Annotated in this window: 15 protein-coding genes, 3 tRNA genes and 1 pseudogene; 7 read left to right on the forward strand and 12 right to left on the reverse strand. The window is 73.8% G+C overall.

Annotated elements, in window-relative coordinates; all coding sequences use genetic code 11:
- Window positions 1-3: 3 nt before the first annotated feature.
- Window positions 4-1176: a hypothetical protein gene (locus PS467_RS22230; protein WP_311036741.1), complete on the reverse strand. Its 1173-nt coding sequence runs from the start codon at window positions 1174-1176 to the stop codon at window positions 4-6.
- A 154-nt stretch (window positions 1177-1330) separates the two neighbouring features.
- Between PS467_RS22230 and PS467_RS22235 the strand changes: the two genes are divergently transcribed.
- A complete protein-coding gene (locus tag PS467_RS22235) occupies window positions 1331-2614 on the forward strand; it encodes an adenylosuccinate synthase (protein ID WP_268973413.1) in 1284 nt (427 codons plus the stop codon).
- Window positions 2615-2681: 67 nt separating this feature from the next.
- On the opposite strand, the gene PS467_RS22240 is transcribed toward PS467_RS22235, so the two are convergent.
- Window positions 2682-4553, reverse strand: a complete 1872-nt coding sequence (locus PS467_RS22240; RefSeq protein WP_349256487.1) for a protein kinase domain-containing protein — start codon at window positions 4551-4553, stop codon at window positions 2682-2684.
- A 1733-nt stretch (window positions 4554-6286) separates the two neighbouring features.
- A pseudogene (locus PS467_RS22245) lies at window positions 6287-7651 on the reverse strand (serine/threonine-protein kinase); the annotation flags it as partial.
- A 353-nt stretch (window positions 7652-8004) separates the two neighbouring features.
- On the opposite strand from PS467_RS22245, the gene PS467_RS22250 reads away from it, so the two are divergent.
- Both PS467_RS22250 and PS467_RS22255 read left to right on the forward strand, forming a co-directional pair.
- The gene (locus PS467_RS22250; RefSeq protein ID WP_311036743.1) at window positions 8005-8739 is read left to right on the forward strand and encodes a GntR family transcriptional regulator; all 735 of its coding nucleotides are present in this window, start codon (window positions 8005-8007) and stop codon (window positions 8737-8739) included.
- A gap of 137 nt (window positions 8740-8876) precedes the next feature.
- The gene (locus PS467_RS22255) at window positions 8877-9527 is read left to right on the forward strand and encodes a putative DNA-mimic protein (protein ID WP_311036744.1); all 651 of its coding nucleotides are present in this window, start codon (window positions 8877-8879) and stop codon (window positions 9525-9527) included.
- A gap of 27 nt (window positions 9528-9554) precedes the next feature.
- Here PS467_RS22255 and PS467_RS22260 read toward each other — a convergent pair whose 3' ends face one another.
- Window positions 9555-10289 carry an SLATT domain-containing protein gene (locus PS467_RS22260; RefSeq protein ID WP_268973417.1) on the reverse strand — a complete coding sequence of 245 codons (735 nt, stop codon included), beginning with the start codon at window positions 10287-10289 and terminating at the stop codon, window positions 9555-9557.
- Window positions 10290-10614: 325 nt separating this feature from the next.
- Here PS467_RS22260 and purD point away from each other — a divergent pair, with 325 nt between their 5' ends.
- The 3 genes from purD (at window position 10615) to PS467_RS22275 (ending at window position 15828) form a co-directional block, all read left to right on the forward strand.
- Window positions 10615-11880, forward strand: a complete 1266-nt coding sequence (gene purD, locus PS467_RS22265) for a phosphoribosylamine--glycine ligase (protein WP_268973419.1) — start codon at window positions 10615-10617, stop codon at window positions 11878-11880.
- 324 nt (window positions 11881-12204) lie between these two features.
- A complete protein-coding gene (locus PS467_RS22270) occupies window positions 12205-14055 on the forward strand; it encodes a hypothetical protein (RefSeq protein ID WP_311036745.1) in 1851 nt (616 codons plus the stop codon).
- A gap of 273 nt (window positions 14056-14328) precedes the next feature.
- A complete protein-coding gene (locus PS467_RS22275; RefSeq protein WP_311036746.1) occupies window positions 14329-15828 on the forward strand; it encodes a N,N-dimethylformamidase beta subunit family domain-containing protein in 1500 nt (499 codons plus the stop codon).
- 63 nt (window positions 15829-15891) lie between these two features.
- Here the strand turns inward: PS467_RS22275 and PS467_RS22280 are convergent, their stop codons facing one another.
- Window positions 15892-17361, reverse strand: a complete 1470-nt coding sequence (locus PS467_RS22280; RefSeq protein WP_311036747.1) for a phytoene desaturase family protein — start codon at window positions 17359-17361, stop codon at window positions 15892-15894.
- Window positions 17362-17591: 230 nt separating this feature from the next.
- Between PS467_RS22280 and PS467_RS22285 the strand changes: the two genes are divergently transcribed.
- The gene (locus PS467_RS22285) at window positions 17592-18512 is read left to right on the forward strand and encodes a phosphoribosylaminoimidazolesuccinocarboxamide synthase (protein WP_311036748.1); all 921 of its coding nucleotides are present in this window, start codon (window positions 17592-17594) and stop codon (window positions 18510-18512) included.
- Window positions 18513-18637: 125 nt separating this feature from the next.
- Here PS467_RS22285 and PS467_RS22290 read toward each other — a convergent pair.
- The 7 genes from PS467_RS22290 to PS467_RS22320 form a co-directional block, all read right to left on the reverse strand.
- Window positions 18638-18710: transfer RNA gene (locus PS467_RS22290), tRNA-Gly, on the reverse strand.
- A 127-nt stretch (window positions 18711-18837) separates the two neighbouring features.
- Window positions 18838-19458 carry a response regulator transcription factor gene (locus PS467_RS22295; RefSeq protein ID WP_268973424.1) on the reverse strand — a complete coding sequence of 207 codons (621 nt, stop codon included), beginning with the start codon at window positions 19456-19458 and terminating at the stop codon, window positions 18838-18840.
- Window positions 19455-20801: a sensor histidine kinase gene (locus PS467_RS22300; RefSeq protein ID WP_311036749.1), complete on the reverse strand. Its 1347-nt coding sequence runs from the start codon at window positions 20799-20801 to the stop codon at window positions 19455-19457. Before PS467_RS22300 ends, PS467_RS22295 begins: the two co-directional genes overlap by 4 nt.
- A gap of 28 nt (window positions 20802-20829) precedes the next feature.
- A complete protein-coding gene (locus PS467_RS22305; protein ID WP_311036750.1) occupies window positions 20830-21612 on the reverse strand; it encodes an ABC transporter permease in 783 nt (260 codons plus the stop codon).
- 38 nt (window positions 21613-21650) lie between these two features.
- Window positions 21651-22652 (reverse strand): ABC transporter ATP-binding protein, encoded by a 1002-nt coding sequence (locus tag PS467_RS22310; protein WP_311036751.1) that lies wholly within the window; start codon window positions 22650-22652, stop codon window positions 21651-21653.
- Between the two features lie 164 nt (window positions 22653-22816).
- Window positions 22817-22892: transfer RNA gene (locus tag PS467_RS22315), tRNA-Gly, on the reverse strand.
- Between the two features lie 80 nt (window positions 22893-22972).
- A tRNA-Gly gene (locus PS467_RS22320) sits at window positions 22973-23044 on the reverse strand.
- Window positions 23045-23049: the final 5 nt, after the last annotated feature.

Raw genomic sequence — 23049 nt, forward strand, 5'->3', positions numbered from 1 at the left:
CGCTCAAGGTCCGTGCGGCAGCATGAGGCTCCACGCCTCGGCCAGGACCGTCCAGGTGCGGCTGCGGACCGGGCCCCGGACCAGCGCGTCCGCGTGATAGTGGAAGTCCTGGCCGGAGACGGTGACGGCCCGCGCCCGGGTGCGCAGCGGACCGTCCGCGGCGTGCGGATGGACCACGACCTCGGCCAGTCCGCCGCCCGGTGCCGCCGTCGAGACCGAGACCCGCTCCACCGGCCGGTCCAGATCGGTCAGCAGCACCCCGTCCGCCTCGATCCGCAGCCGCTGCGGCGGCGGATGCGCCGGCCGCCGGGCGCCGCCGGCCAGCCCGATCATGGGGAGCGAGAGCAGCGTCAAGGCGGTGCGGGCGGTACGGGCCGCCGGGGTCCACCACGGCCGGTGGCCGTCGCCCTCCGGAGCGCCGCCCCGCGGGGCGTGGCCGGGCGGGCCCCCGCCGTCCTTGCCGTCGCGATCCGGGTGGTCGTGGCGGTCGTGCCGGCCGTCGTGGTCATGGTCGTGGTCGCAGGGGGCGCAGGGGTCGCAGTGGCAGTCCCGGCCCCTGGCCGCGCCGCCGTGCGGGTCCTGGCCGTGCCCGCCCGTTCCGCCCGTTCCACCTGGTCCGCCCGGCCCGGCCGTTCCATCCGGTCCAGCCGGTCCGGCCGTCGTGCCGCATCCGTCGGCCGGTGTCCCGTGCGCACTGTAAGGAGTGAGTCCGGAGGGGATGCGCAGTCCGCCGAGGACCACCCCGCCGCTCTCGTCCACCAGCAGATCCCGCGGGCGTGCGACCCCGTCGAGGACCGTACGGGCCGCGGTGACCGTGTCCGTCGGCACCCCGAGCGAATGGGCCAGGGCGATCGTCGCGGAGCCCCCGACCGGGACCACCGACAGCGTCGCGTCCGCGAGCTCCCGGCGCCGGTGCAGCAGTTCCACGATCCGCAGCAGGGCGCGGTCGTCGCCCACCACCACCGGGCGGCGGGTGCCCCGGCGGGCCAGTGCCCGCTCGACTTCCTCAGGGCCGTCCGGCAGGCAGATTTTCGCCGGCGCGCCCGCACACAGCACATCTTTCGCGATCCGCACCGACTCCCCGTCCGTTCGCCGGGCATGGGGGTCGATGACGATGAGCAGCGGGCGCTCCCGGACGGTGTCCGGTGCGGGGGGCCGGGGATCTGGAGCCGACACCTCGGTCCTTCCTCAGGTAATCTCTCGGTGCAAGAGCCCCTGTCGCTGTTGCGCCAGGGGCTTCGTCTATCCGGGGCACCGGTTCGACGGCTCTTGTGGTGGCGTACGTCACCACGCACGTTGGACATGCCCCGCCCGGAAGGGGTGTACGCCTGTGCCCGCACTTGTGCTGCTCGGTGCTCAGTGGGGTGATGAGGGCAAGGGAAAGGCCACCGATCTGCTCGGCGGCTCGGTGGACTATGTAGTGCGTTACCAGGGCGGTAACAACGCGGGCCACACCGTGGTCGTCGGCGACCAGAAGTACGCGCTGCACCTCCTCCCGTCCGGAATCCTCTCGCCCGGGTGTACCCCGGTCATCGGCAACGGCGTCGTCGTGGACCCGGCGGTCCTGCTCTCCGAGCTGAGCGGACTGAACGAGCGCGGCGTCGACACGTCCAAGCTGCTGATCAGCGGTAACGCCCATCTGATCACGCCGTATCACACGACCCTCGACAAGGTGTCGGAACGATTCCTCGGCAAGCGGAAGATCGGCACCACCGGCCGCGGCATCGGCCCGGCCTACGCGGACAAGATCAACCGCGTGGGCATCCGGGTCCAGGACCTCTTCGACGAGTCGATCCTGCGGCAGAAGGTCGAGGCGGCCCTGGACTCCAAGAACCAGGTGCTCGCCAAGCTCTACAACCGCCGCGCCATCGCGGCCGAGCAGGTCGTCGAGGAGCTGCTGGGCTACGCGGACCAGCTCAGCGGCTATGTCACCGACACCACCCTGGTGCTCAACAACGCCATCGACCAGGGCCAGGTCGTCCTCTTCGAGGGCGGTCAGGGCACGCTGCTCGACGTCGACCACGGCACGTACCCCTTCGTCACCTCCTCCAACCCGACCGCGGGCGGCGCCTGCACCGGCACCGGAGTGGGCCCGACCAAGATCAACCGCGTGATCGGCATCCTGAAGGCGTACACCACCCGCGTCGGCGCGGGCCCGTTCCCCACGGAGCTGCACGACGAGGACGGCGAGAAGCTGCGCACGATCGGCGGCGAGCGGGGCGTGACCACCGGGCGCGACCGGCGCTGCGGCTGGTTCGACGCGGTCATCGCGCGCTACGCGACCCGGGTCAACGGCCTGACCGACTTCTTCCTCACCAAGCTCGACGTGCTCACCGGCTGGGAGCGGATCCCGGTCTGCGTCGCGTACGAGATCGACGGCAAGCGGGTCGAGGAGCTGCCGTACAGCCAGACGGACTTCCACCACGCCAAGCCGATCTACGAGACGCTGCCGGGCTGGTCGGAGGACATCACCCAGGCCAAGACCTTCGACGAGCTGCCGAAGAACGCGCAGAAGTACGTCCAGGCGCTGGAGGAGATGTCGGGCGCCCCGATCTCGGCGATCGGCGTCGGGCCGGGCCGCGACGAGACCATCCAGATCAACTCGTTCCTCTGAGACCCCGGTGGGGTACCGGTGCCGGTCCCGGTGAGGCCCCGGTGGGGACGCGGCCCGCGCGCCGGCGTCAGTGCGCCGCGGGCGGGCCGAACACCCCGGCGGGCTGCTGCGGCAGGCCGACGGGCTGGGCGGCCCGCCGCTCCTGCATCTTGGTGATCCGCCGTACCACGAAGAAGGCCAGCAGCCCCGCGAGGATGCCGATGCCGTCGTCGATGATGTCGAGGATGGCGGCGGGCCGCTTGTCGTTGAGACCCTCGCCGACGAGGTCACCGCTCCCGGTCACCGGGGTGAGGAGGAACATCAGCACGAAGAACGTCCACCACCAGTGCAGCACGGCGCGTCCGCGGCGCCCGGTGCCGGGGGGAGTGCTGGCGGTCCAGATGTCATTGGCGATCTGCTTGGGCAGCCACAGCTGGGCGATCGGGATGAACCAGGCGCCCACGGCGTAGCCGCTGCCGAACCGCAGCCGGCCGACGTTGAGCACCGTGGCGTTGATGTACGCGACGCGGAACCAGATCAGCCACAGCACCATGACCACCACCACGCTGAGGCGGATGCCGGTGCCCATCGCGTCGACCGCGTCCTTACGGTTGGCGACCGCCTCGGAGCCGATCGCGCCGGCGTCGTGGCCGAAGTACGCGTCCAGCAGCGCGAAGTTCAACGACATGTCGACCAGGGTCAGCGCCAGCCAGATGCCGAACATGCTCAGCAAGGCGTTGGCCAGACCGCGGATCGGCCTCAGCCGCGCGCCCGAGGACGGGTAGCCGACCGGCGTCTGATAGCCGCCCTGCCAGGGCTGGCTCGGCTGCGGTACGGGCCCCGCGGAGCCGCTCATCGGGTACCCGGGCGCCTGGGGCGTCGCGTACGCGGACGGTGTGGCGTACGCGGACGGGCCGGGCGGTGTGTGCGGGCCGAGCTGCGGGTGGGCGTACGGCGAGGGGCCCTGCACCGGCGCCGTGGCGTTGGGCTGCGCGTTCTCCGCCTCCACCTCCAGCAGCTGGAGCGCGTCCCGCCCCAGCCGGGCGAGCAGTCCGCCCGGCAGCCAGGGCTCGCCGTCATCGGCCACCGGCTGGGTGGCGGCGACCAGGTCGTCCACCGAGGGCCGCTTGGCCGGGTCCTTCTGCAGGCACGCGGTGACCAGCCCGCGCGCCCCCTCGGGGAGCCCCGTCAGATCGGGCTCCTCCTGGGCTATTCGGTACATCAGCGCGTGGATACCGCTGTCCAGGTTGCCGAACGGCTGACGTCCGGTGGCGGCGAAGGCCAGCACCGAGCCGAGGCAGAAGACATCGCTCGCGGCGGTGACCGGCTCACCGCGCACCTGCTCGGGCGACATGAACCCGGGCGAGCCGACCACCGCCCCGGTCATCGTCAGATTGCCGCCCGTGGTGGTGCCCACGGCGTCCAGGGCGCGCGCGATGCCGAAGTCGATGACGCGGGGGCCGTCGATGGTGATGAGGATGTTGGACGGCTTGAGGTCGCGGTGGACCAGCCCGGCGTTGTGGATGTCGCGCAGCGCGAGGGACAGTCCGTTCGCCAGGATGCGCAGCGAGTGCTCCGGCAGCGCCCCGAAGTCCTCGGCGACGACGCTGTGCAGGGACGGGCCGCCGATGTAGCCGGTGGCCACCCAGGGCACCTCGGCGTCGGTGTCGGCGTCGAGCACGGGCGCGGTCCACTGGCCGCCGACTCGTCTCGCCGCTTCCACTTCCCGCTTGAAGCGGCCGCGGAAGTCGGCCTGGCGTGCGAGTTCGGCTTGTACGAGCTTCACTGCGACGGTGCGGCCGCGGGCGGAGCGGGCGAGATAGACCCGGCCCATTCCGCCCTCGCCGAGCTTGCCGAGCAGCCGGTACTCGCCGATCCACCGCGGGTCCTGGGCCCCGAGGTTCTCCATCGCGGTGTGGCTCCTGTCCCTGTGCCGATAGTCCCTTGCCGATCGGCCGATCAGTCGAGGCGGGTGAACGTCTGTGTCATCGTCTCATCGCTGTAGTCGTCCGGATCGTCATATTCCACACGCAGCTTGTCATGTCCGGAAGACGTGAAGGTCAGTGACGTGCCGGGACCGCACAGATCTTTGGGGGTGCCCCCAGTGAATTTCGAGGGGCTGAGGACGAGCCCCTTCTCCACCGAGACCAGCACCCGGTCACCCTCGCAGTGGTACTTCTTGCTGTCCGCGACGTCCTGGGCCACCACGGTGCCGACCGCGCCCTGTTTGACGGTGATCTTCAAGGTGGCGTCGGGCTTCCCGAACGCGTCCTTGGCCAGCCAGGTGCCCACGTAGGTGTCGGGGATCGGCTTGCCCCCGCTCTTCGAGGGGCGCAGCGTCGCCTCGGAGGAGCCGTTCGGGACGCTCCACGCGAGGGTGCCGTCGTCGCCTATCCGCAGGGTCTGCTCGCCGACGACGCTGCAACTGTCCTCGGGAATGCTGGTGGTGACGTCCTCGTCCTCGATGAGGAGCAGGTTGTCCGCCGACTTGAGCTTGGCGGAGTCCTGGCAGAACGAGTCCGAGTCGGAGGTCAGGGTCTCGGCGACGAACGAGCCGACCGGGCCCTGGGAGAGGACGACCCGGCGGATCTTGCCGGTGGGCTCGCCGTCCTCCTTGATCTCGCCCTCCCAGGCGCCCAGATACTCGGTGGGCACATCGCCGGTCGTCTCCAGCTTGGTCCCGGACGGACCGGGCGAGGGACCACCGGAGGGGGTCTGGGAGCCGGACGGGTCCGCGGTGCCGGGCGGGGTGTGGGTCATCGTGTCGTAGTCGGGCTTGGCCTGGTCGCCCTCGTCGTCGTTCCCCTTGACCACGACGAGGGCGGCGACGCCCGCGATGAGCAGCGTGGCGACGGCCGCCGAGACGACGATGAGCGTCTTACGGCGCCGCCGCTTGGGCTGCTGCGGGGCGGCTCCCCCGGGTCCGCCAGGTCCGCCCGGCGCGCCCGGTCCGCCTGGTCCGCCGAAGCCGGCGGAGGGTGTCGCGGCGGCCTGGTCCTGGGCGGTTCCGAACGAGGTGACGGCGGGCGGCCCGAAGGTGTGCGGCGTCTGGGCACCGCCGCCGTCCGCCGCGACGGCCTGCGGCGGCGCGGCGTTCGGCGGGTAGCCGTACGCCCCGGGCGCCTGCGCTCCGGGGGCCTGCGCACCGGGGGCCGCCCCGGCGTAGGGGCCGGCGGGGCCGGGCTGCTGGGAAGCTCCGGCGGCCGCCCCGGCCTGAGGCGGTGCGGAGTGCCCGGCGGCGCCATGCCCTGAGCCGGATGACGGCGCCCCGGCCTGCTCGGCGGCGTAGGGGTGGCCGGAGCCGGGCTGGTTGCCGGAGCCGGGCTGGCCGGGCGCCGCCGCGTCCGCGCCGGACGGTCCGCCGGGCGTCGCGGGTGCGGCCGCGTACGGTGCGCCGTGCCCCGGTGCGCCCCGGTCCGGCCCGGCCCCGCCGGGCGAGCCGGGTGGCGCGGCGGCCGCCCCGGGGGCCGCCCCGGCGTGCGCGGCGCCCGCCACCGGTGCGGCGGCGGGGTGACCCGGAGTCGCCTGGTTCGCGCCTGGGCCCGAGGGGTCCGCTTGAGGTGCGGCGTCCGGCTCCCCACCGGCCCGCGGCGTGGCGGACGGCGCCCCGGACCGGCCCGGGGCGCCGTGGTCCGGGCCCGCCTGCCCGGCGGCCTGTCGCGGGTCGGGCGACGGCGCACCGGCGTTGCCGTGGCTCGCCGCGCCCTGGCCTGCGGCTGCCCGCGGCGTGGCGGACGGCCCGGCGGGCGTCGCGGGTGCGGCGGCGTACGGGGTGCCGGGTCCCGGTGCGCCCTGGCCCGGACCGGCCTGTGGTCCGGCGGCCTGCCCGGGGTTGGACGGTGGCGTACTGGCGTGTGGTCCGCCGGGTGCCGCGGGCCCGGCGGCTCCCGCGCCCGCCTGGCTCGCGGCGGCCTGGCCGCCGGGCTGCCGCGCACCGGCCGGCCCCGGCCCCGCCGACGGCGGGGCGGACGGCGCCGGGGGAAGGGGCGCGGCCGAGGGGAGGGGCGGTGCGGTGGGCGGTGGCGGCGTGGGGGGTTCCGCCGGGGCCAAGGGGTACGACGTGGCCGACGGCGGCGCGGCGGGCGGCGGCGGTACGGCGGGGCCCGCCGCACCGGCCGCGGGCGGTACGGCCGGCCGCGCGGGCATCCCCGGCCCGGCGGGCGTCTCCACCTCGAGGAGTTGCACTGCATGCCGTCCGAGCTGGGCGACGAGCCCGCCGGGCAGCCACGGCTCGGCGTCGTCGTCCGGGCCGGCCGTGCGTTCCAGCAGCGCCTCCAGCGAGGGCCGGTCGTCCGGGGACTTCTTCAGGCAGTCGGTGACGAGCGCGTGCAGCCCCTCCGGGAGCCCCTCCAGGTCCGGCTCCTCCTGCGCGATGCGGTACATCACCGCGTGCACACCGCTGTCGGCCGTGCCGAAGGGCTGCCGTCCGGTCGCCGCGTAGGCGAGCACCGAGCCGAGGCAGAAGACGTCGCTGGCCGGGGTGACCCGCTCGCCGCGCACCTGCTCGGGCGACATGAACCCGGGCGATCCGACGACGGCGCCGCTGCGCGTGAGGATGCCGTCGGTGACGGTCTCCAGCGCCCGCGCGATGCCGAAGTCGATGACGCGCGGACCGTCGATGGTGACCAGGACGTTGGAGGGTTTGAGGTCTCGGTGGACCAGACCGGCGTCGTGGATGTCGTGGAGGGCCTGGGTGAGGCCGTGGCCCAGGATGCGGACGGTCCGCTCGGGGAGCGGACCGGACTCGGAGACGACCGCGTGCAGCGAGGGCCCGGCGATATAGCCGGTGGCGACCCACGGGGTGGCGGCCTCGGTGTCGGCGTCCAGCACCGGCGCGGTCCAGGTGCCCCCGACCCGCTGCGCGGCCCGCACTTCCTGTTTGAACCGCCGCCGGAACTCGGCCTGTTGGGCGAGTTCGGTCTGGACGAGCTTCACCGCCACCGTGCGGCCGCGTGACGAATGGGCCAGGAACACCCGGCCCATACCACCTGCGCCAAGGCGCCGCAGCAGCCGGTAGTCACCGATCCAGCGAGGGTCCTCCGCCCCCAGTTCTTGCATGCGTCGATCGTCCCTTCCCCTGAATCCCCCTGATCAGCCCCCTGGAGAGAATAAGGGCGGCTGAGAGCGAAGTGGACGACGCGGACGATCCGTTATCGGTTCCGTATCCGTCCTGTGTCGCGGCCGACGCGGATGCGGCGCAGCCGCCCCGGACCCCGGGTGGGCCGCTCCGGTGCGGTCCGTCTTCCGGCCGTTGCCCGTTTGCCGTCCAGTCGGTGCCCGACCGCCGCCTGGTGTGTGCCCGGCGTAGACCACCGCCGTACTCTGCGTGTTTCGCGCACGACCCTCGCATATCGTGATGCGAAGGCCGTTCGCATTCATACACCGACGGCCGTGGAAGGAGACGGTCCTCGATGCCCGTGCCCGGCGCCAGCCCGGTCAAGCGGAACACCCTGCGGCAGCAGATCGCCGACGCGCTCTGCGACGAGGTGCTCGCGGGCAGGCTCCCTGCGGGGCGCCAGTTCACCGTCAAGGAGATCGCCGAGCAGTACGGCGTCTCCGCGACCCCGGTCCGGGAGGCGCTGCTGGACCTGTGCTCCCAGGGGCTGCTCGATGTCGAGGAGCATCGCGGCTTCAGGGTCCACGAGTTCACCATCGAGGACTTCCGGTACATGGTCGACGCCCGCACGATGGTGGTCGAGGGGGTCTTCCGGCACTACGTCGACCAGACGCTGCGCGCCATGACCCCGCAGGCGCTGGCCTCGGTGCGGCGACGGGCGCAGGAGGCGGAGCGAGCCGCCCGCTCCGGTGACCTGGACGTTCTCATCGGCTACGACCTGCGCTTCTGGCGGGAGATCTGCGGTCTGGTCGGCAATCCGTACGTGTTGGACTTCCTCCAGCGGCTGCGCGTGCAGACCTGGGTCTTCACGGTGCCGTATCTGCGCCGCGTACCCGATCTGCGCGGCATGCTGTGGGCGGGCCACCGCGAGTTGATGGAGGCGGTCACCCGCGGGGATCCCGAGGATTCCGAGCGGCTGATATCGGCGTACAACGCGCATTTCCGTGCGCTGATCGAGCAGTTGGTGGCGGATGAGGAGACACGCTCGCGGACCGAGCCGGGAGCCGGACCAGGGGCCGACTCCCCGTGAGGTCCAGTGAGGTCCCGTAAGGTCCCCCTGACCTCCCCCCGGATCTCCCCTGTCCGCGTCCAGCACTCTTCGCGCCGCGTACGCGGGGCATTACGCTGGGCCGACCATCGACCGTACGGATACGAGAGTGAGATCGCGTGGCATGTGACCTCTGGCTGGTCCCCCTCGTCGATGTGCTGTGCCACAGCCCCGACAACCCCTTCGCCGAAGAGATCGCCGCGTACGACAAGGCGCTCGGTGAGGCCGGTCTGCCGCCCGTACCCGTTTTCAGTTATATGCCGGGACTATCCGGGGATGTTGCCCCGGTGGCCGGTTTCGACTACGACGCGCTGCACTTTCTCCGCCGCGCCTATCTGCTCCAGCTGTGCGGACTCGCGGTGACACCGGTGGACGAACTCGGCGGCGACTACGAGCAGTTGCTGGAGATGTTCGAGTCCACGGCCCAGCAGTCGCATCTGGTGTGGCACTACGACCACGCGGGCGCGTATGTCCCCGTCGACTTCCCCGGTCCGCTGTCCAACGACGAACTCCTCGAGGGCGGCGGCCCGTTGGGCTCCAGCCACGGACTGCTGCGCGAACTGGAGGCGGTCGCCCCGGCGCTCGGCATCGACCCGTCCAACCCACCGGCCGCCCCCGCGCCCCCGCCCCGCCCGACGAGCCTTGAGGAGCCGGCCGCGTCGGTCCCGTACGAGGACAGCCCCTTCGCGCGGGAACGGCATGTGTGGCTGGGGCTGCACGCGGCGGCGACGCGCAGTCTGGGCCAGGGCTCGATGATCGTCTTCAGCTAGGCGACCGTCTCCGACAGGCAGAACGAGTCAGCGAGGCGGCTCGGGAGGACGCTGCCGCGGCATATTGGGCCGGGTGGGGCCAGGCGGCAGCGGAAAGCGGCTCGTGGGGCTCCCGCTGTCCGGGCGGGTGCCCTGGGCCATCAGCGACTGGGTGAACAGCGGCGCCGAACCCGAGCCGAAATCCACCATCCAGCCCGCCGTCTCGGCCCGCACCAGCTCCGACACGTCCTCGCAGAACCGGCGCAGCACCGACAGACACCGCTCCACGGCCTCGCTCGCGGTGCCCTCGGTCGGGCCCAGCACCTCCCGGACGCTCTCCGAGGCCCAGTCGAACTGGAGCGCCTCCAGCCGCCGCTGCACCGCCTGCGCCGTGGCCATGTCCCGCATCCAGCCGGACGTCAGCCCGAAGAACCGGTCGCCGCCGACGCAGGCGACCGCCAGCAGCAGCGCCAGCGCGCCCCAGCCGGCGCCGCCGTCCAGCGCCCCGATCAGATCCAGCAGCGGCAGCACGCCCCCCACGACGGCCGCCACCGTGGCCCCCACCCGCAGCACCCGGGCGGTCCGCCGCTTCCATACCCGGTCGGCGAGGTACCACCGGGCGACCTCCAGCGCGCCCTCCTCGACCCACCGGTACAACTCGTCGAGCCGCTCCGCGGGCTCGCCCCAGTCGCCGTGCGGGAAGGGCCGGCCGAGCAGGTCACCCTGCTTCCTCGCACCCTCCTGCCGAGGGAGCCCCTCGGGCTGCATCTCCGGCTGACTCACCGTGCAACTCCCTCTGCGGCGGCGTTTCTCCTGGCGCGCGGCTGATGCGCGAACCACCATTCCTACCGCCGAACGGCTGGCCACGTGGACCCGAGCCCGGAATGTCCGCTCGTAAGAGCTGCCCCATCGGGTATAGGACCGCCCACCCCTCACCCGAAAGAGTGCCCCCTCGCCCCCTCTCCTTGGTCGTCCTTGGTCGTCCTTCACGCACAGTTCGGTCCGGACCCGCTCGCCCCACCCGAGGGGGCCGGTTCCCCGGCGACCGGAGACGTCCTCGACGCCCCGCCGACGGGGGGCGTCCGGCCGAGGCCGTAGGGTGCATACCGTGAAGGTCCTCGTCATCGGCAGCGGTGCCCGCGAACACGCCCTGTGCCGCGCTCTCTCCCTCGACCCCGACGTCACCGCACTGCACTGTGCCCCCGGCAACGCCGGCATCGCCGAGGTGGCCGAGCTGCACGCGGTCGACGCGCTGGACGGCGCCGCCGTCGCCGATCTCGCCGCCTCCCTGGAGGTGGGCCTGGTGGTCGTGGGGCCGGAGGCCCCCCTCGTGGCGGGCGTGGCCGACGCCGTGCGCGAGCGCGGCATCCCGGCCTTCGGACCGTCCGCGCAGGCGGCGCAGCTGGAGGGCTCCAAGGCGTTCGCCAAGGACGTGATGGCCGCGGCGGGCGTGCCCACCGCCCGCGCCTACGTGTGCACCACGCCCGCCGAGATCGACGAGGCGCTGGACGCGTTCGGCGCGCCCTATGTCGTGAAGGACGACGGTCTGGCCGCGGGCAAGGGCGTCGTGGTGACCGAGGACGTCGAGGCCGCCCGCGCGCACGCGCTGGCCTGCGGCCGGGTGGTGATCGAGGAGTTCCTGGACGGCCCGGAGGTCTCCCTCTTCGCGATCACCGATGGCGAGACCGTGGTCCCGCTCCAGCCCGCCCAGGACTTCAAGCGCGCCTACGACGGCGACGCGGGCCCGAACACGGGCGGCATGGGCGCCTACTCCCCGCTGCCCTGGGCCGACCCCAAGTTGGTGGACGAGGTCGTGGCCACGATCTGCCAGCCCACCGTCGACGAGCTGCGCCGCCGCGGCACGCCCTTCTCCGGGCTGCTGTACGCGGGCCTGGCGATCACCTCGCGCGGGGTCCGCGTGATCGAGTTCAACGCCCGGTTCGGCGACCCCGAGACCCAGGTGGTCCTGGCCCGGCTGAAGACCCCGCTGGCCGGGGTGCTGCTCGCCGCCGCCACCGGCCGCCTGGACGGCGAGCCGCCGCTGCGCTGGAGCGACGGGGCCGCCGTGACCGTGGTCGTCGCCTCGCACAACTACCCGGGCACCCCGCGCACCGGCGACCCGATCACCGGACTGGCCGAGGTGGCCGAGCAGGACGGCCCCAAGGCGTACGTCCTGCACGCGGGCACCAAGCGGGACGGCGCGTCCGGTGAGGTGGTGAGCGCGGGCGGCCGGGTGCTCTCCGTCACCGCGACCGGCGCCGACCTGGCGAAGGCGCGCGAGCGGGCGTACCGCGCGGTGGGCCGGATCGGGCTGGAGGGCTCCCACCACCGCTCCGACATCGCCGCGAAGGCGGCGGCCGAAGCGGTCTCGTAACCACTCTCACACCGGCTCTCGCACACGGTGCCGGAAACCGTCCCGGAGGCCGTTTCCGGCTGTTCACAGGGGGTCCGGCGGCGCCACCGAGAAGTTCCCGGTCGCGCCCAAGGCCATTCCATCGGGTGAGCGCTTCCGCATCCTGCTGACGCGCGCCCGGCCCCCAACTAGTGTGCCGCTCAGGCGAGGTGCGGCAACTGGCCCACCGGCATTGCGGAGTGGGCGGCCGGTGCGACAGTGGGTGGGGAGAAGGCAACGCCGCCGTCGTCCGCTGTTCCACCACCGGCCGGACAGTAGGGGGTGACGAGAACCGTGGCGAGAACCGTGGCAGGTCCCGAAGCAGGTGCGCTGGAGGCGCGCGTCCGCGCCCTCGCGGTACTGCGCATCCGGAGCGCCGCGCTCGCGGTCGCGCTCCTCCCGGCCGCCGCCGCCGTCGTGCTGCTGGCCGGAAGCGCCAGCGGCCGCATCGGCGGCTCGCACGGCCAGGGCTGGACGGCCCTGCGCTGGGTGGTGACCGGCGGCGCCCTGCTGGTCCTGCTGCTGGCGGCGGCCGTGGCCGCCGTGGTCGTCCGGGCCAAGCCCGCGCTCACCCCGACGGTACCCATCGCCGAGGAGACGGCGCCCGACCTCTACCAGCTGGTCCGCGATCTGGCCGAGCGCCTGGAGGTGCCCGCGCCCTCGGCCATAGCGCTCACCCCGGACTGCGACAGCTGGCTGGAGGACCGTACGCATCCGGCGTACGCGGGCCGCCGGGAGCGCCGGGACCGCGGCGCCCTCGCGGTCGAGGAGCCCCGCGCCGGCCGGGGCGCCAGGGCGCCCGGCCGGCCGGCCGCGGACCGGGTCGTGGACCGCCCCGAGCGGCGTGTGCCACGGGCTCCGGTGCTCGTGATCGGTTCGCCGTTCCTGTGGTGGATGCGGGTGGCCGAGCTGCGTGCGCTGCTCGCCCCGGTGGTGGCGGGCACCGGCCCGTCCGTCCACCCCGACATAGCCTCCGCCCGCCGCTTCGTGCGCGGCCTGGACGCCGCCGTGGCCGTCGCGGCCCGCGGCGGCGAGCCGTCGTCCGGCCCTGCCCCCGCCCTGGTGGCGGCGGTGCGCCGGCCCGCCTTCGGCTTCGTCGGCTGGGTCGCCCGGCTGCTGCTGCGCGGCTGCCGGGACCACGCGGCCCAGATGGAGCGGGCGGTCGCCGCGGCCGCCTCCGAGCGGGCCCAGTCGGTCGACTACGGGCTGCGGATCGTCGCCCAGGAGCAGGTGGGCCTCGCCTACGCGGGCTGGGACCGGCTGCTGACCCGGGTCGCGCTGCCCGCCTGGCGGATGGGCCGCTGGCCCTCCCGGCTGGACGCGGGCGTGGTCTCGGCGCTCACCGAGCTGTCCCGCCGCGACCGGCTCGCCGAGGGGTTCACCTCCCGGCTGAGCGAGCGCCCCGCCTGTGACCTCCTGGAGGAGCCCGGGGCGATGGACGAGGCCACCTCGCTGCTCGCCGCCCGCCTCTTCCACGGCGGCCCGTCGGAGCCGGGCCCCGACTGGTCCCCGGTCGACTGGGACACGTACCCGGAGGAGGTCGTGGACCGCAAATGGCGGCAGGAGGCCGCCCGGCTGAACCGCGTCCTGGACGAGCGGGACGATGCCCACGACCCCGCCGGCGCCGGTCCCGCACCGGCTCCGGTGAGCGCCTCCGAACCGCCCACCCTGGCCCGGGTCATCGACCGGCTCACCGCCGACCCGGCCGGCCCCGCCGACGGCCCTGACGGGCTCGACGGCGACGCGCCCCGGCTCGCCGCCCGGCTCAGCGTCGAAGTGGCCCGCGAGGAGGCCGCCGCCACCCGGGCGCACGGCCGGGACCGCGCGGCGGGTGCGGAGGGGCCCACGGCCGGGCCCGGCGGCGACCCGTGGATCGACGGCTTCGCCCCGGTGTTCCCGCTGCAACCGCCCCGCACCGGCCGTGAGCTGCTCGCCGACCATGTCACCGCCATGGTCTGCTGCGCCGCCGTGGACACCGCGGGCGCGGCCCCCGGCCTCGACTGGCTGGACGGGCCCGCGCTGCTCGTCGGCGGGCGGCGGCGGGCCGATCTGGCCCGTCCGGTGCTGAGCCTGGTCGAGGACGGTGACGACGGGCCGTTGCGGGCCTGGCTGGGCGAGGTGGGAGTCCGTCCGGAGAAGCCCGTCCGGCTGGTGTAGCCGCGCAGGGTATGCCGCGCATCGGCCCTATGTCCGCCCTTGTCGCGCGTTCGGTGGCTGTTTCGGCAAATTAGCGACAATCGGTGATGGAGTGGGTGCGTAATGTGATGTGCTGGGACCGGTCGCTGTCACCCGGCCCAGGAGTCCCGGCCCACCGGCCCGGACCGTCGAACCGGCCCCGCAGCCCGGCCCACAAGGCCGGACCCACGGCGGTGCGGTGTGCGAGGACAGCGAGGCGCGGCGCCGCCGGGTACGCAGGGAGGGGAGCAGTTGATGGGGACGGACCAGATCCGGCGCTGGGAATCGGGGGCGCTCGCCCACGCGGTGACGGATCCTTTCGGCCAGGGCCCGCTGCCCTGGCTGCGGGACAGCGAGAACTACTTCGACGACACCGGCCGTGTGGTCCCGTGGTACGTCGACCACGTCCACCTCTCCGGGGCCATCGACCGGGCGGTCGCCCGGCCCGGTGAGAAGGGCCCCGCCAGGATCCCCGGCCCCCGCACCGCCGACGACGTCCACCGGCAGATCAAGGGCTTCCCCTCCGCTTCCGCGGCCGCCCCCGGCGAAGCCATCGACTTCCGGATCACGGTGGACCCGCCTCAGCAGTTCAGCGTGGACATCTACCGCATCGGCTACTACGACGGCGCCGGCGCGCTGAAGATCACCACCAGCCCCCGGCTGTCCGGGATCGTCCAGCCGCCTCCGCTCACCGCCGACCGCACCGTCTCCTGCCACCACTGGTGGCTGTCCTGGCGGCTCCAGATCCCCTCCTACTGGAACCTTGGCGCGTATGTCGCGGTGCTCACCACCGTGGACGGCTACCGCAGCCACATCCCGTTCACCGTCCGCGACAACCGCCCCGCCGATCTCCTCCTCGTCCTCCCGGACCTCACCTGGCAGGCGTACAACCTCTACCCGGAGGACGGCCGGACCGGCGCCAGCCTGTACCACGCCTGGGACGAGCGGGGGAGGCTGCTGGGCGAGTCGGAGGCGGCGACCACGGTCTCCTTCGACCGGCCGTACGCGGGCGCGGGACTGCCCCTGCACGTGGGGCACGCGTACGACTTCATCCGCTGGGCCGAGCGCTACGGCTACGACCTCGCCTACGCCGAGACGCGCGATCTGCACGCGGGCGGTGTCGACCCCACCCGCTACCGGGGGCTGGTCTTCCCCGGCCATGACGAGTACTGGTCGGCGCCGATGCGCCGCACCGTGGAGTCGGCCCGGGACAGCGGCACCTCACTGGTCTTCCTCTCCGCGAACACCATGTACTGGCAGGTCGAGCTCGCCCCCTCGCCCTCCGGCCCGGACCGGCTGCTGACCTGCCGCAAGCGCCGCGGCCCCGGCCGCTCGGCGCTGTGGCGGGAGACCGTGCCCGAACAGCAGCTGATCGGCATCCAGTACGCGGGCCGGGTGCCCGAGCCGAGCCCGCTGATCGTGCGCAACGCCGGCCACTGGCTGTGGGAGGCGACGGGCGCGGAGGAGGGCGACGAGCTGCCCGGCCTGGTCGCGGGCGAGGCCGACCGCTACTTCCCGCGCACCGCCCTCCCCGACCACCTCCGCCGCATCCTGCTGGCCCACTCCCCGTACCAGGACACGGAGGGGGCCACCCGCCACCAGGAAACCTCCCTCTACCGGGCCCCGAGCGGCGCTTTGGTGTTCGCGTCGGGGACGTTCGCGTGGTCGCCGGCGTTGGATCGTCCGGGGCATGTGGATGAGCGGGTGCAGCGGGCGACGGCGAATCTGCTGGACCGGATCTGCAAGCGGGGGTGATGCGGTCGGGTGTGGCGGGGGTGCGGCGGTTGGGCAGGGGTGCGCGGCGCGCGGGGTGACCCCCTACGGCTCCGGGGCCAGGGGCGGGGGCTTCCGTATTCCGAAACGGTGCCGTAGCGCCGACAGGGCGGCCAGATAGCCGCACATCCCGTGCACCCCCGGCCCCGGCGGGGTCGCCGACGAGCACAGGAAGAGCCCGGGGAGCGGGGTGCGGTACGGGTCGAGGCGGGGCACGGGCCGGGCGAGGCTCTGCCACAGCGTCATCGCGCCCGAGCCGATGTCCCCGCCCACACAGTTGGGGTCGTAACGCTCCAGGTCCCGTCCGGACACCCCGCGCGCCGCGAGCACGGTGTCGCCGAAGCCGGGGGCGTAGGTCTCGATCCGGGAGCGGATCAGCTCCACCGGGTCGGTGTCGTCGCCGTTCGGCACATGGGCGTAGGCCCACACCGGACGCCTGCCGGACCGGGCGCGCCCGGGGTCGGTGACGGCCGGGTCGACGAGCAGCACGAAGGGCGCCCGGCTGCGGACCCCGCGCGTGGTCAGGGTCTCCTCCCGGACCAGCTCGCCGTGGCTGCCGCCCAGGTGCACGGTCCCGGCGCGGCCCACGGCCGGGTCGGCCCACGGGATCGGCTCGCTGACCAGGAAGTCGGCCTTGGCGGCGGCCGGGCCGTAGCGGAACCGCCGCAGCGCCCGGACGTAGCGGGCGGGCAGCGCTCGCCCGGCGATGTCCAGCAGCCCGGGGACGCCGGTGTCGAGCAGCACCGCGCGATGCCCGTCCAGCTCGGCGAGGTCGCTGATCTCGCGCCCGGTGTGGACGGTGCCGCCGTGCGCGGTGATGTCGTCCGCCATGGCCTCGGCGATCCGGGCGCTTCCGCCGCGCGGCAGCGGCCAGCCGGGGCCGTGCGCCAGATGCCCCAGGAGGGCCGCCACCGCACCGCCGGCCAGGCTGGGCAGTTCGCCCACGGCATGGGCGGCGACCCCGGTGAGCAGGGCGGGCGCCTGCTCACCGGAGAAGCGGGCGGGACCCAGCCGGGTGCCGTGCACGAGCACCCGTGTGGCCAGCAGCGCCGGCACCAGCGGATCGCGGGGGAGGGTGCGCTGCCCGGACAGGACGAAGTCGACCACGCCCTCGCTGTGCCGCAGCAGCGGCGCCATCAGCCGCCGCCAGCGCTCCCCGTCCGGGCCGAGCCGGGCGCAGGTGGCCGCCAGATCGCGGTGGGCGAGCGCGGCGCGCCCGCCGTCCAGCGGATGGGCGTAGGAGATCTCGGGCGCCAGCAGGTCCACCCCGCGCGCGGCCAGGCCGAACTCGCGGAAGAAGCGGGAGGCGGCCGCCATGGGGTGGACCGCCGAGCAGATGTCGTGTGCGATCTCCGGGTCGAACAGCGGCTGGGTGCGCAGCCCGCCGCCGATGGCGGCGGCGGCCTCGTACACCGCCACCCGCAGCCCCGCGCGGGCCAGGGTGACGGCGGCCGCGAGCCCGTTGGGGCCGCTGCCCACGATCGCCGCGTCGGCCGCGTCGCCCGCGTCGGCCATGCCGCGTCTCCTCTCCGGTGCGCCTTCCGTCTCCGGCGCGCGTCCCGTCTCCGGTACGCGTCCCGTCTCCGGTACGCGTCCCGCCGCATGAGTTCCTCGTACGCCGGGTTCGAACCGGCCGGAAGCGGAACCCGGGGTGCGACGGGAGGGGAGGGCGCGCCCCGCCGCAGGTCGCCGCCCGTCCGTGCGGCAGAATCGAAGGGGCTTGGACAAAACCACCAGGAGGAAGCGTGTCCGGATTCGTCGAAAAGCCCGAGCCGGTCGAGGTTCCGGGCCTTCAGCACCTGCACACCGGCAAGGTGCGCGACCTCTACCGGAACGAGCGCGGCGAACTCGTCATGGTCGCGAGCGACCGGATCTCCGCCTACGACTGGGTCCTGCCGACCGAGATCCCCGAGAAGGGCAAGATCCTCACCCAGCTCTCCCTCTGGTGGTTCGACCTGCTCGCCGATCTCGTCCCCAACCACGTCCTGTCCACCGAGCTGCCCCCCGGCGCCCCCGCCGACTGGGAGGGCCGCACCCTGGTGTGCCGGTCGCTGCGGATGGTCCCGGTCGAATGCGTGGCCCGCGGCTATCTGACCGGCTCCGGCCTGGCCGAGTACCGCGAGAGCCGTACGGTGTGCGGGATCGCCCTGCCCGAGGGGCTGACCGACGGCTCCGAGCTGCCCTCCCCGATCTTCACCCCGGCCACCAAGGCCGAGGTCGGCGAGCACGATGAGAACGTGGCGTACGAGGAGGTGGTGCACCGCGTCGGTGCCGAGCCCGCCGCCCAGCTGCGCCAGGCCACCCTCGCCGTCTACAACCGGGCCCGGGAGATCGCCCGCGCCCGGGGGATCATCCTCGCCGACACCAAGTTCGAGTTCGGCTACGCGGAGGCGACCGTGGGCGCGGAGGGCGCCGAGCCGGTGCTCGCCGACGAGGTGCTGACCCCGGACTCCTCCCGCTTCTGGCCCGCCGACCAGTGGCAGCCCGGCCGCGCGCAGCCGTCCTTCGACAAGCAGTACGTCCGCGACTGGCTGACCTCCCCGGCCTCCGGCTGGGACCGCACCGCCGAGCAGCCGCCGCCCCCGCTCCCGGCGGAGGTCGTCGAGCGGACCCGGGCGAAGTACGCGGAGGCTTACGAGCTGCTGACCGGCACCAGCTGGAGGTAAAGGGCGGAGAAGGACCGAGGGCCCCGGAAACGCGTCTCCAGGGCCTTCAGGGCCCTGGACACATCAGGACTCTCAGGAAGGACCAAGGGCCCCGGCCGATCGGCCGGGGCCCTTGATGTCCACCGAGCGGACGACGAGGCTCGAACTCGCGACCTCAACCTTGGCAAGGTTGCGCTCTACCAACTGAGCTACGTCCGCCTGCGCCGGACTTCTCCGGTTCGACGCGTCTCTACTATAACCAAACCTCCGACCGGTGAACTACCACCCTCGTGTCGGGGCCGCCCCGGGCGGCGCGACGGCGGCCGCCGCGCAGGCGGCGGAGCGCTCAGAACCAGCCGCGTTCCCGGGCGATCCGCGCCGCCGCGTGCCGGTTCTCGGCCCCCAGCTTCGCCGCCGCGGCCGACAGATAGTTCCGGACCGTCCCCGGGGAGAGCCCGGCGCGCTGGGCGATCTCCGCGATGGAGGCGCCGTCCGTCGCCAGCTCCAGCAGCTCCGCCTCCCGCGCGGTCAGCGGGGAGTCCCCGGCACCGATCGCGTCGGCCGCCAGGCCCGGGTCGACGTAGCGGGATCCGCCGTGCACCGTGCGGATGATCTCCGCCAGCCGCTGCGCGGACGTGGTCTTCGGCACGAAACCGCGCACCCCCGCCGCCAGCGCCCGCTTGAGGTGGCCCGGCCGGCCGTGGCTGGTCACGATCATCGACCGGCAGCCGGGCAGCTCCGACCGGAGCGCCGCGGCCACCGACACGCCGTCCGCCTCCGGCATCTGGAGGTCCAGCACCGCCACATCGGGCCGGTGCGCCCGCGCCATCGCCAGCGCCTCTGGCCCGGACGCCGCCTCCGCGACCACCAGCAGATCGTCCTCCAGCGCCAGCAGGGCGGCCAGGGCGCCCCGGATCAGATGCTCGTCGTCGGCCAGCAGCACCCGGATCGCCGCGGTGTCGTTCACACGTCCCCTTCCAGCGGAACCTCGGCCCGCAGCCGGTACACGCCGCCCGCCCTCGGGCCCGACTCCAGGGTGCCGCCCAGCGGCGCCAGCCGCTCCCGCAACCCCTTGAGCCCGTTCCCCGAGCCGCTTCCCGCACCGTTCCCCGAGCCGCTTCCCGCACCGTTCCCCGAGCCGCTTCCCGCGCCGGTGTCCGCGCCGTTTCCCCCACCGGTGTCCGCGCCGCTTCGCGCACCGTTCCCCGCGCCGGTGCCCGCGCCGACGCCCACCGCGTCCGGCACTCCGTCATTTTCCATCAGCAGCACCACCGTTCGGTCCCCTCCCGGCCGGGACGCCACCTTCAGCCGTACGGTGCAGCGGGCCGCGTCCGCGTGCCGCAGGACGTTCGTCGCCCCCTCGCGGACCACCCAGCCCAGCGCGGACCGCACCGTCCCGGGCAGCTCCACCCCGCCGCCGTCGCCCTCGATCCGGCAGTCCACCCGGGCCGCCCGCAGCACCGACCGGGCACCGGCCAGTTCCACCTGGAGATCCGCCTCCCGGTAGCCACGGACCACGTCCTGGACCTCCGCCTGCGACTCCCGTGCGATCCGCTGCACCTCCACCATCAGGGCCTCCGCCTCCGGCCTCCCCCGCCGGGCCAGACGCGCCGCCAGTTCGCCCTTGAGCGCGATCAGCGCGAGGTTGCGGCCCACCACGTCGTGCAGGTCCCGGCCGAACCGCAGCCGCTCCTCCGCGACCGCCAGCCGTGCCTGTGCCTCCCGGGACTCGTCCAGCTCCCACATCACCGCCAGCACCCACACCGAGCTGCGGACGGTCAGCAGGCACAGGGCACCCATCAGGGCCACGGCCACGACGGCCACCACCGGGGCGGAAATCCCCGGCCGGACCACCGCCTCCGCCAGGGCCACCGCCACCGCGAGCCCCATGTGCACCTCGGTGAACCGGCGGATCGACACCAGCAGCGCGTACGCGGAGGAGAAGGGCGCCACGCTCAGCACGATCAGCGGCACGACCTGTCCGGGTTCCCGCGGCCCGGCGTCGAGTGCCACCGCGAGTCCCAGGCCCACGGCCACCGTTGCCACGGCCACGGTGGGAGCCCACGGCTCCACCGGCCGGTCGCGCAACCGGTGGTCGAGCCCCCTGCGCAGCAGCGGCACGGTGAGCAGGAGCTGCGCCAGGGACACGGCGATCATCGCCCACGCGAGCGGAGCCGGGCCGTGCCGCAGCGCCGGCGTCAGGGCGTTGGCCAGCACGACGGGGTAGATCCACGGCACCATGTACAACGTCCACCGGGTGTACAGCTCGACCCGGGTGAGCCGGCTGTGCCCGCGCCATCGCCGTATCACGTGCCCCGTACCCCCGCTCCGCCGCCGCTCAGCGCCTCGGCTCCCAGAAGAACCGCCTCCGTACGGTCCACCATGCCAGCACCGTCCAGGCCACGGCCGTCACCAGGGCCCCGAACACCTCCAGCACGCTCATCCCGCCGTCCCATCCGCCCCGGACGAGGGCGACGACCGGGGTCAGCGGCAGCCGTTCGCACACCGCCGCGACCTGGTCCGGCATCACCTCCAGCGGTACGAACAGCCCGCTGGCCAGCATCGACACCAGCATCATCGGCATCGGCGTCAGCTGCGCGGACTCCGCGGTCCTGGTGTAGGCGGCCGTCGCGGCGGCCAGCGCCACCATCTGCGCCAGCCCGATCGCCACCCCGGCCACGGCCAGATACGGGGCCTTCGGCGCCGGTACGTCCAGGGCGATCCCCACGCACACCACCAGCAGTACGCATTGGGCGAGCCCCATCAGGACGGCCGGCAGCGCCGATCCGGCCAGGATCTCGGTGTCGGTGGGCTCTCCGGCGCGCAGCCGCTTGAGCACCAGCTCCTCACGCCGGATCACATACACGCCCACGAGGTTCATATAGACCGCGAGGACCAGGGCCAGGCCGATCGAACCGGGCAGGACCAGCATGCCCAGCGACAGACCCGCCTCCTCCAGGTCGATGTCCTTGGTGACCGAGGTCATGCTGAGCGTCAGCGCGCCGGGCAGCAGCAGGGCGTAGCTGAGCGCCGCCTTGTTCCGTAGCAGCAGCGTCAGTTCGGCGCGGCCGAGGGAGAGCACCCGGTCCTTGGCGGTGGTCCGGGCCGGACCGGCGGCCATGGCGGTTGTGGTCGTAGTCGTAGTCGTAGTCGTCGTGTTCATCGCGTCGCCCCCGCCGTCGTTCCGGCCGTCGCTCCCGCCGTCTCCCGCTCCGGCGGCGCTCCCGCCTCCAGTTGGCGGGCGATGTGCAGGAACGCTTCCTCCAGTGAGGCCGACCGGGCGTCGAGACCGGTCAGCTCGATCCGCCGGTCCCGTGCCCAGAGCAGCACCTCGGTCGCCGTGTGCTGGAGATCCCGGGTGCGCAGCAGGACGGTGCGGTCCGCCGACTCGGAGGCGGTGGCGCCCAGCCGGCCGGCCGGCGGCACCTCCTCGGGGCGGACGCCGGCGGGGAGGGTGAAGGAGAGCCGGGAGGGCCGCTCGGCCACGATGTCGGCGACCCGGCCCGAGGTGGCGATCCGTCCCGCGTGCATGATCGCCAGCCGGTCGGCCAGCGACTCGGCCTCCTCCAGATAGTGCGTGGTCAGCAGGACGGTGGTGCCCTCGTCCCGCAGGGCGCGCACCAGCTTCCAGGTCTCCCGCCGGCTCTCCGCGTCCAGTCCGGTGGTCGGCTCGTCGAGGAAGAGCACCTCGGGGCGGCCCAGCAGCGCGAGCGCCAGGTCCAGCCGGCGGCGCTCACCGCCGGAGAGCATCTTGACCCGGACGTTCCGGCGCCCGGTGAGCCCGACCAGCTCCAGGCCCTCCTCCACCGGCCGGGCGCCGCTGGTGCAGCCCGCCCACATCCGCGCGGTCTCGAGGGCCGTCAGCTCGGGCGGGAAGCCGCCCTCCTGGAGCATCACCCCGATCCTCGGCCGGACCTCGGCCCGTTCCCGGTACGGGTCGTGGCCGAGCACCCGCACCGTGCCGCCGGTCGGGGCGGCGAGCCCCTCCAGCAGTTCCACGGTGGAGGTCTTGCCCGCGCCGTTCGTGCCCAGCAGGGCGAACAGTTCCCCGCGGGCCACCGAGAAGGAGACCCCCCGTACCGCGTCGAAGCCCTGCGCCCCGGCGGGGCCGTATCTGCGCCGCAGGTCGTTCACGTCGATCGCGCTGTCACCGGCATCCATGGCTCCAGGCTTCCGCCGCCCGGACGGCCGGGGTAGTGCGCGCTGTCATCGGTCCCGATGACAAATGTCATCGGGCGACGGCCGGACCGAAGAGGCGCCGAAGAAAGGGGACTTGATGGGGGAAACGCACAAGGCGCCGGTCGATTCGACCGGCGCCTCATATCTGGAGCGGACGACGAGATTCGAACTCGCGACCCTCACCTTGGCAAGGTGATGCTCTACCAACTGAGCCACGTCCGCATGCCTCCGACCGGCTTTCACCGATCGGCGCGTGCACCACTCTACCTGATCCTCTTCGCACGAGGGCGGTAGGCGATGAGAGCGGGTGACAGGGATCGCACACTGCGCCTCCCCCTTGGAAAGGGGGCGCTCTACTACTGAGCTACACCCGCATGGT

It is taken from the genome of Streptomyces luomodiensis, from assembly GCF_031679605.1.
Lineage (GTDB): Bacteria > Actinomycetota > Actinomycetes > Streptomycetales > Streptomycetaceae > Streptomyces > Streptomyces luomodiensis.

Coding starts and splice junctions, on each gene's coding strand:
- PS467_RS22280 (WP_311036747.1), bottom strand. CDS start 17,361: ATGGCCGACGCGGGCGACGCGGCCGACGCGGCGATCGTGGGCAGCGGC.
- PS467_RS22310 (WP_311036751.1), bottom strand. CDS start 22,652: ATGGATGCCGGTGACAGCGCGATCGACGTGAACGACCTGCGGCGCAGA.
- PS467_RS22275 (WP_311036746.1), top strand. CDS start 14,329: ATGGGGACGGACCAGATCCGGCGCTGGGAATCGGGGGCGCTCGCCCAC.
- PS467_RS22250 (WP_311036743.1), top strand. CDS start 8,005: ATGCCCGTGCCCGGCGCCAGCCCGGTCAAGCGGAACACCCTGCGGCAG.
- PS467_RS22305 (WP_311036750.1), bottom strand. CDS start 21,612: ATGGCCGCCGGTCCGGCCCGGACCACCGCCAAGGACCGGGTGCTCTCC.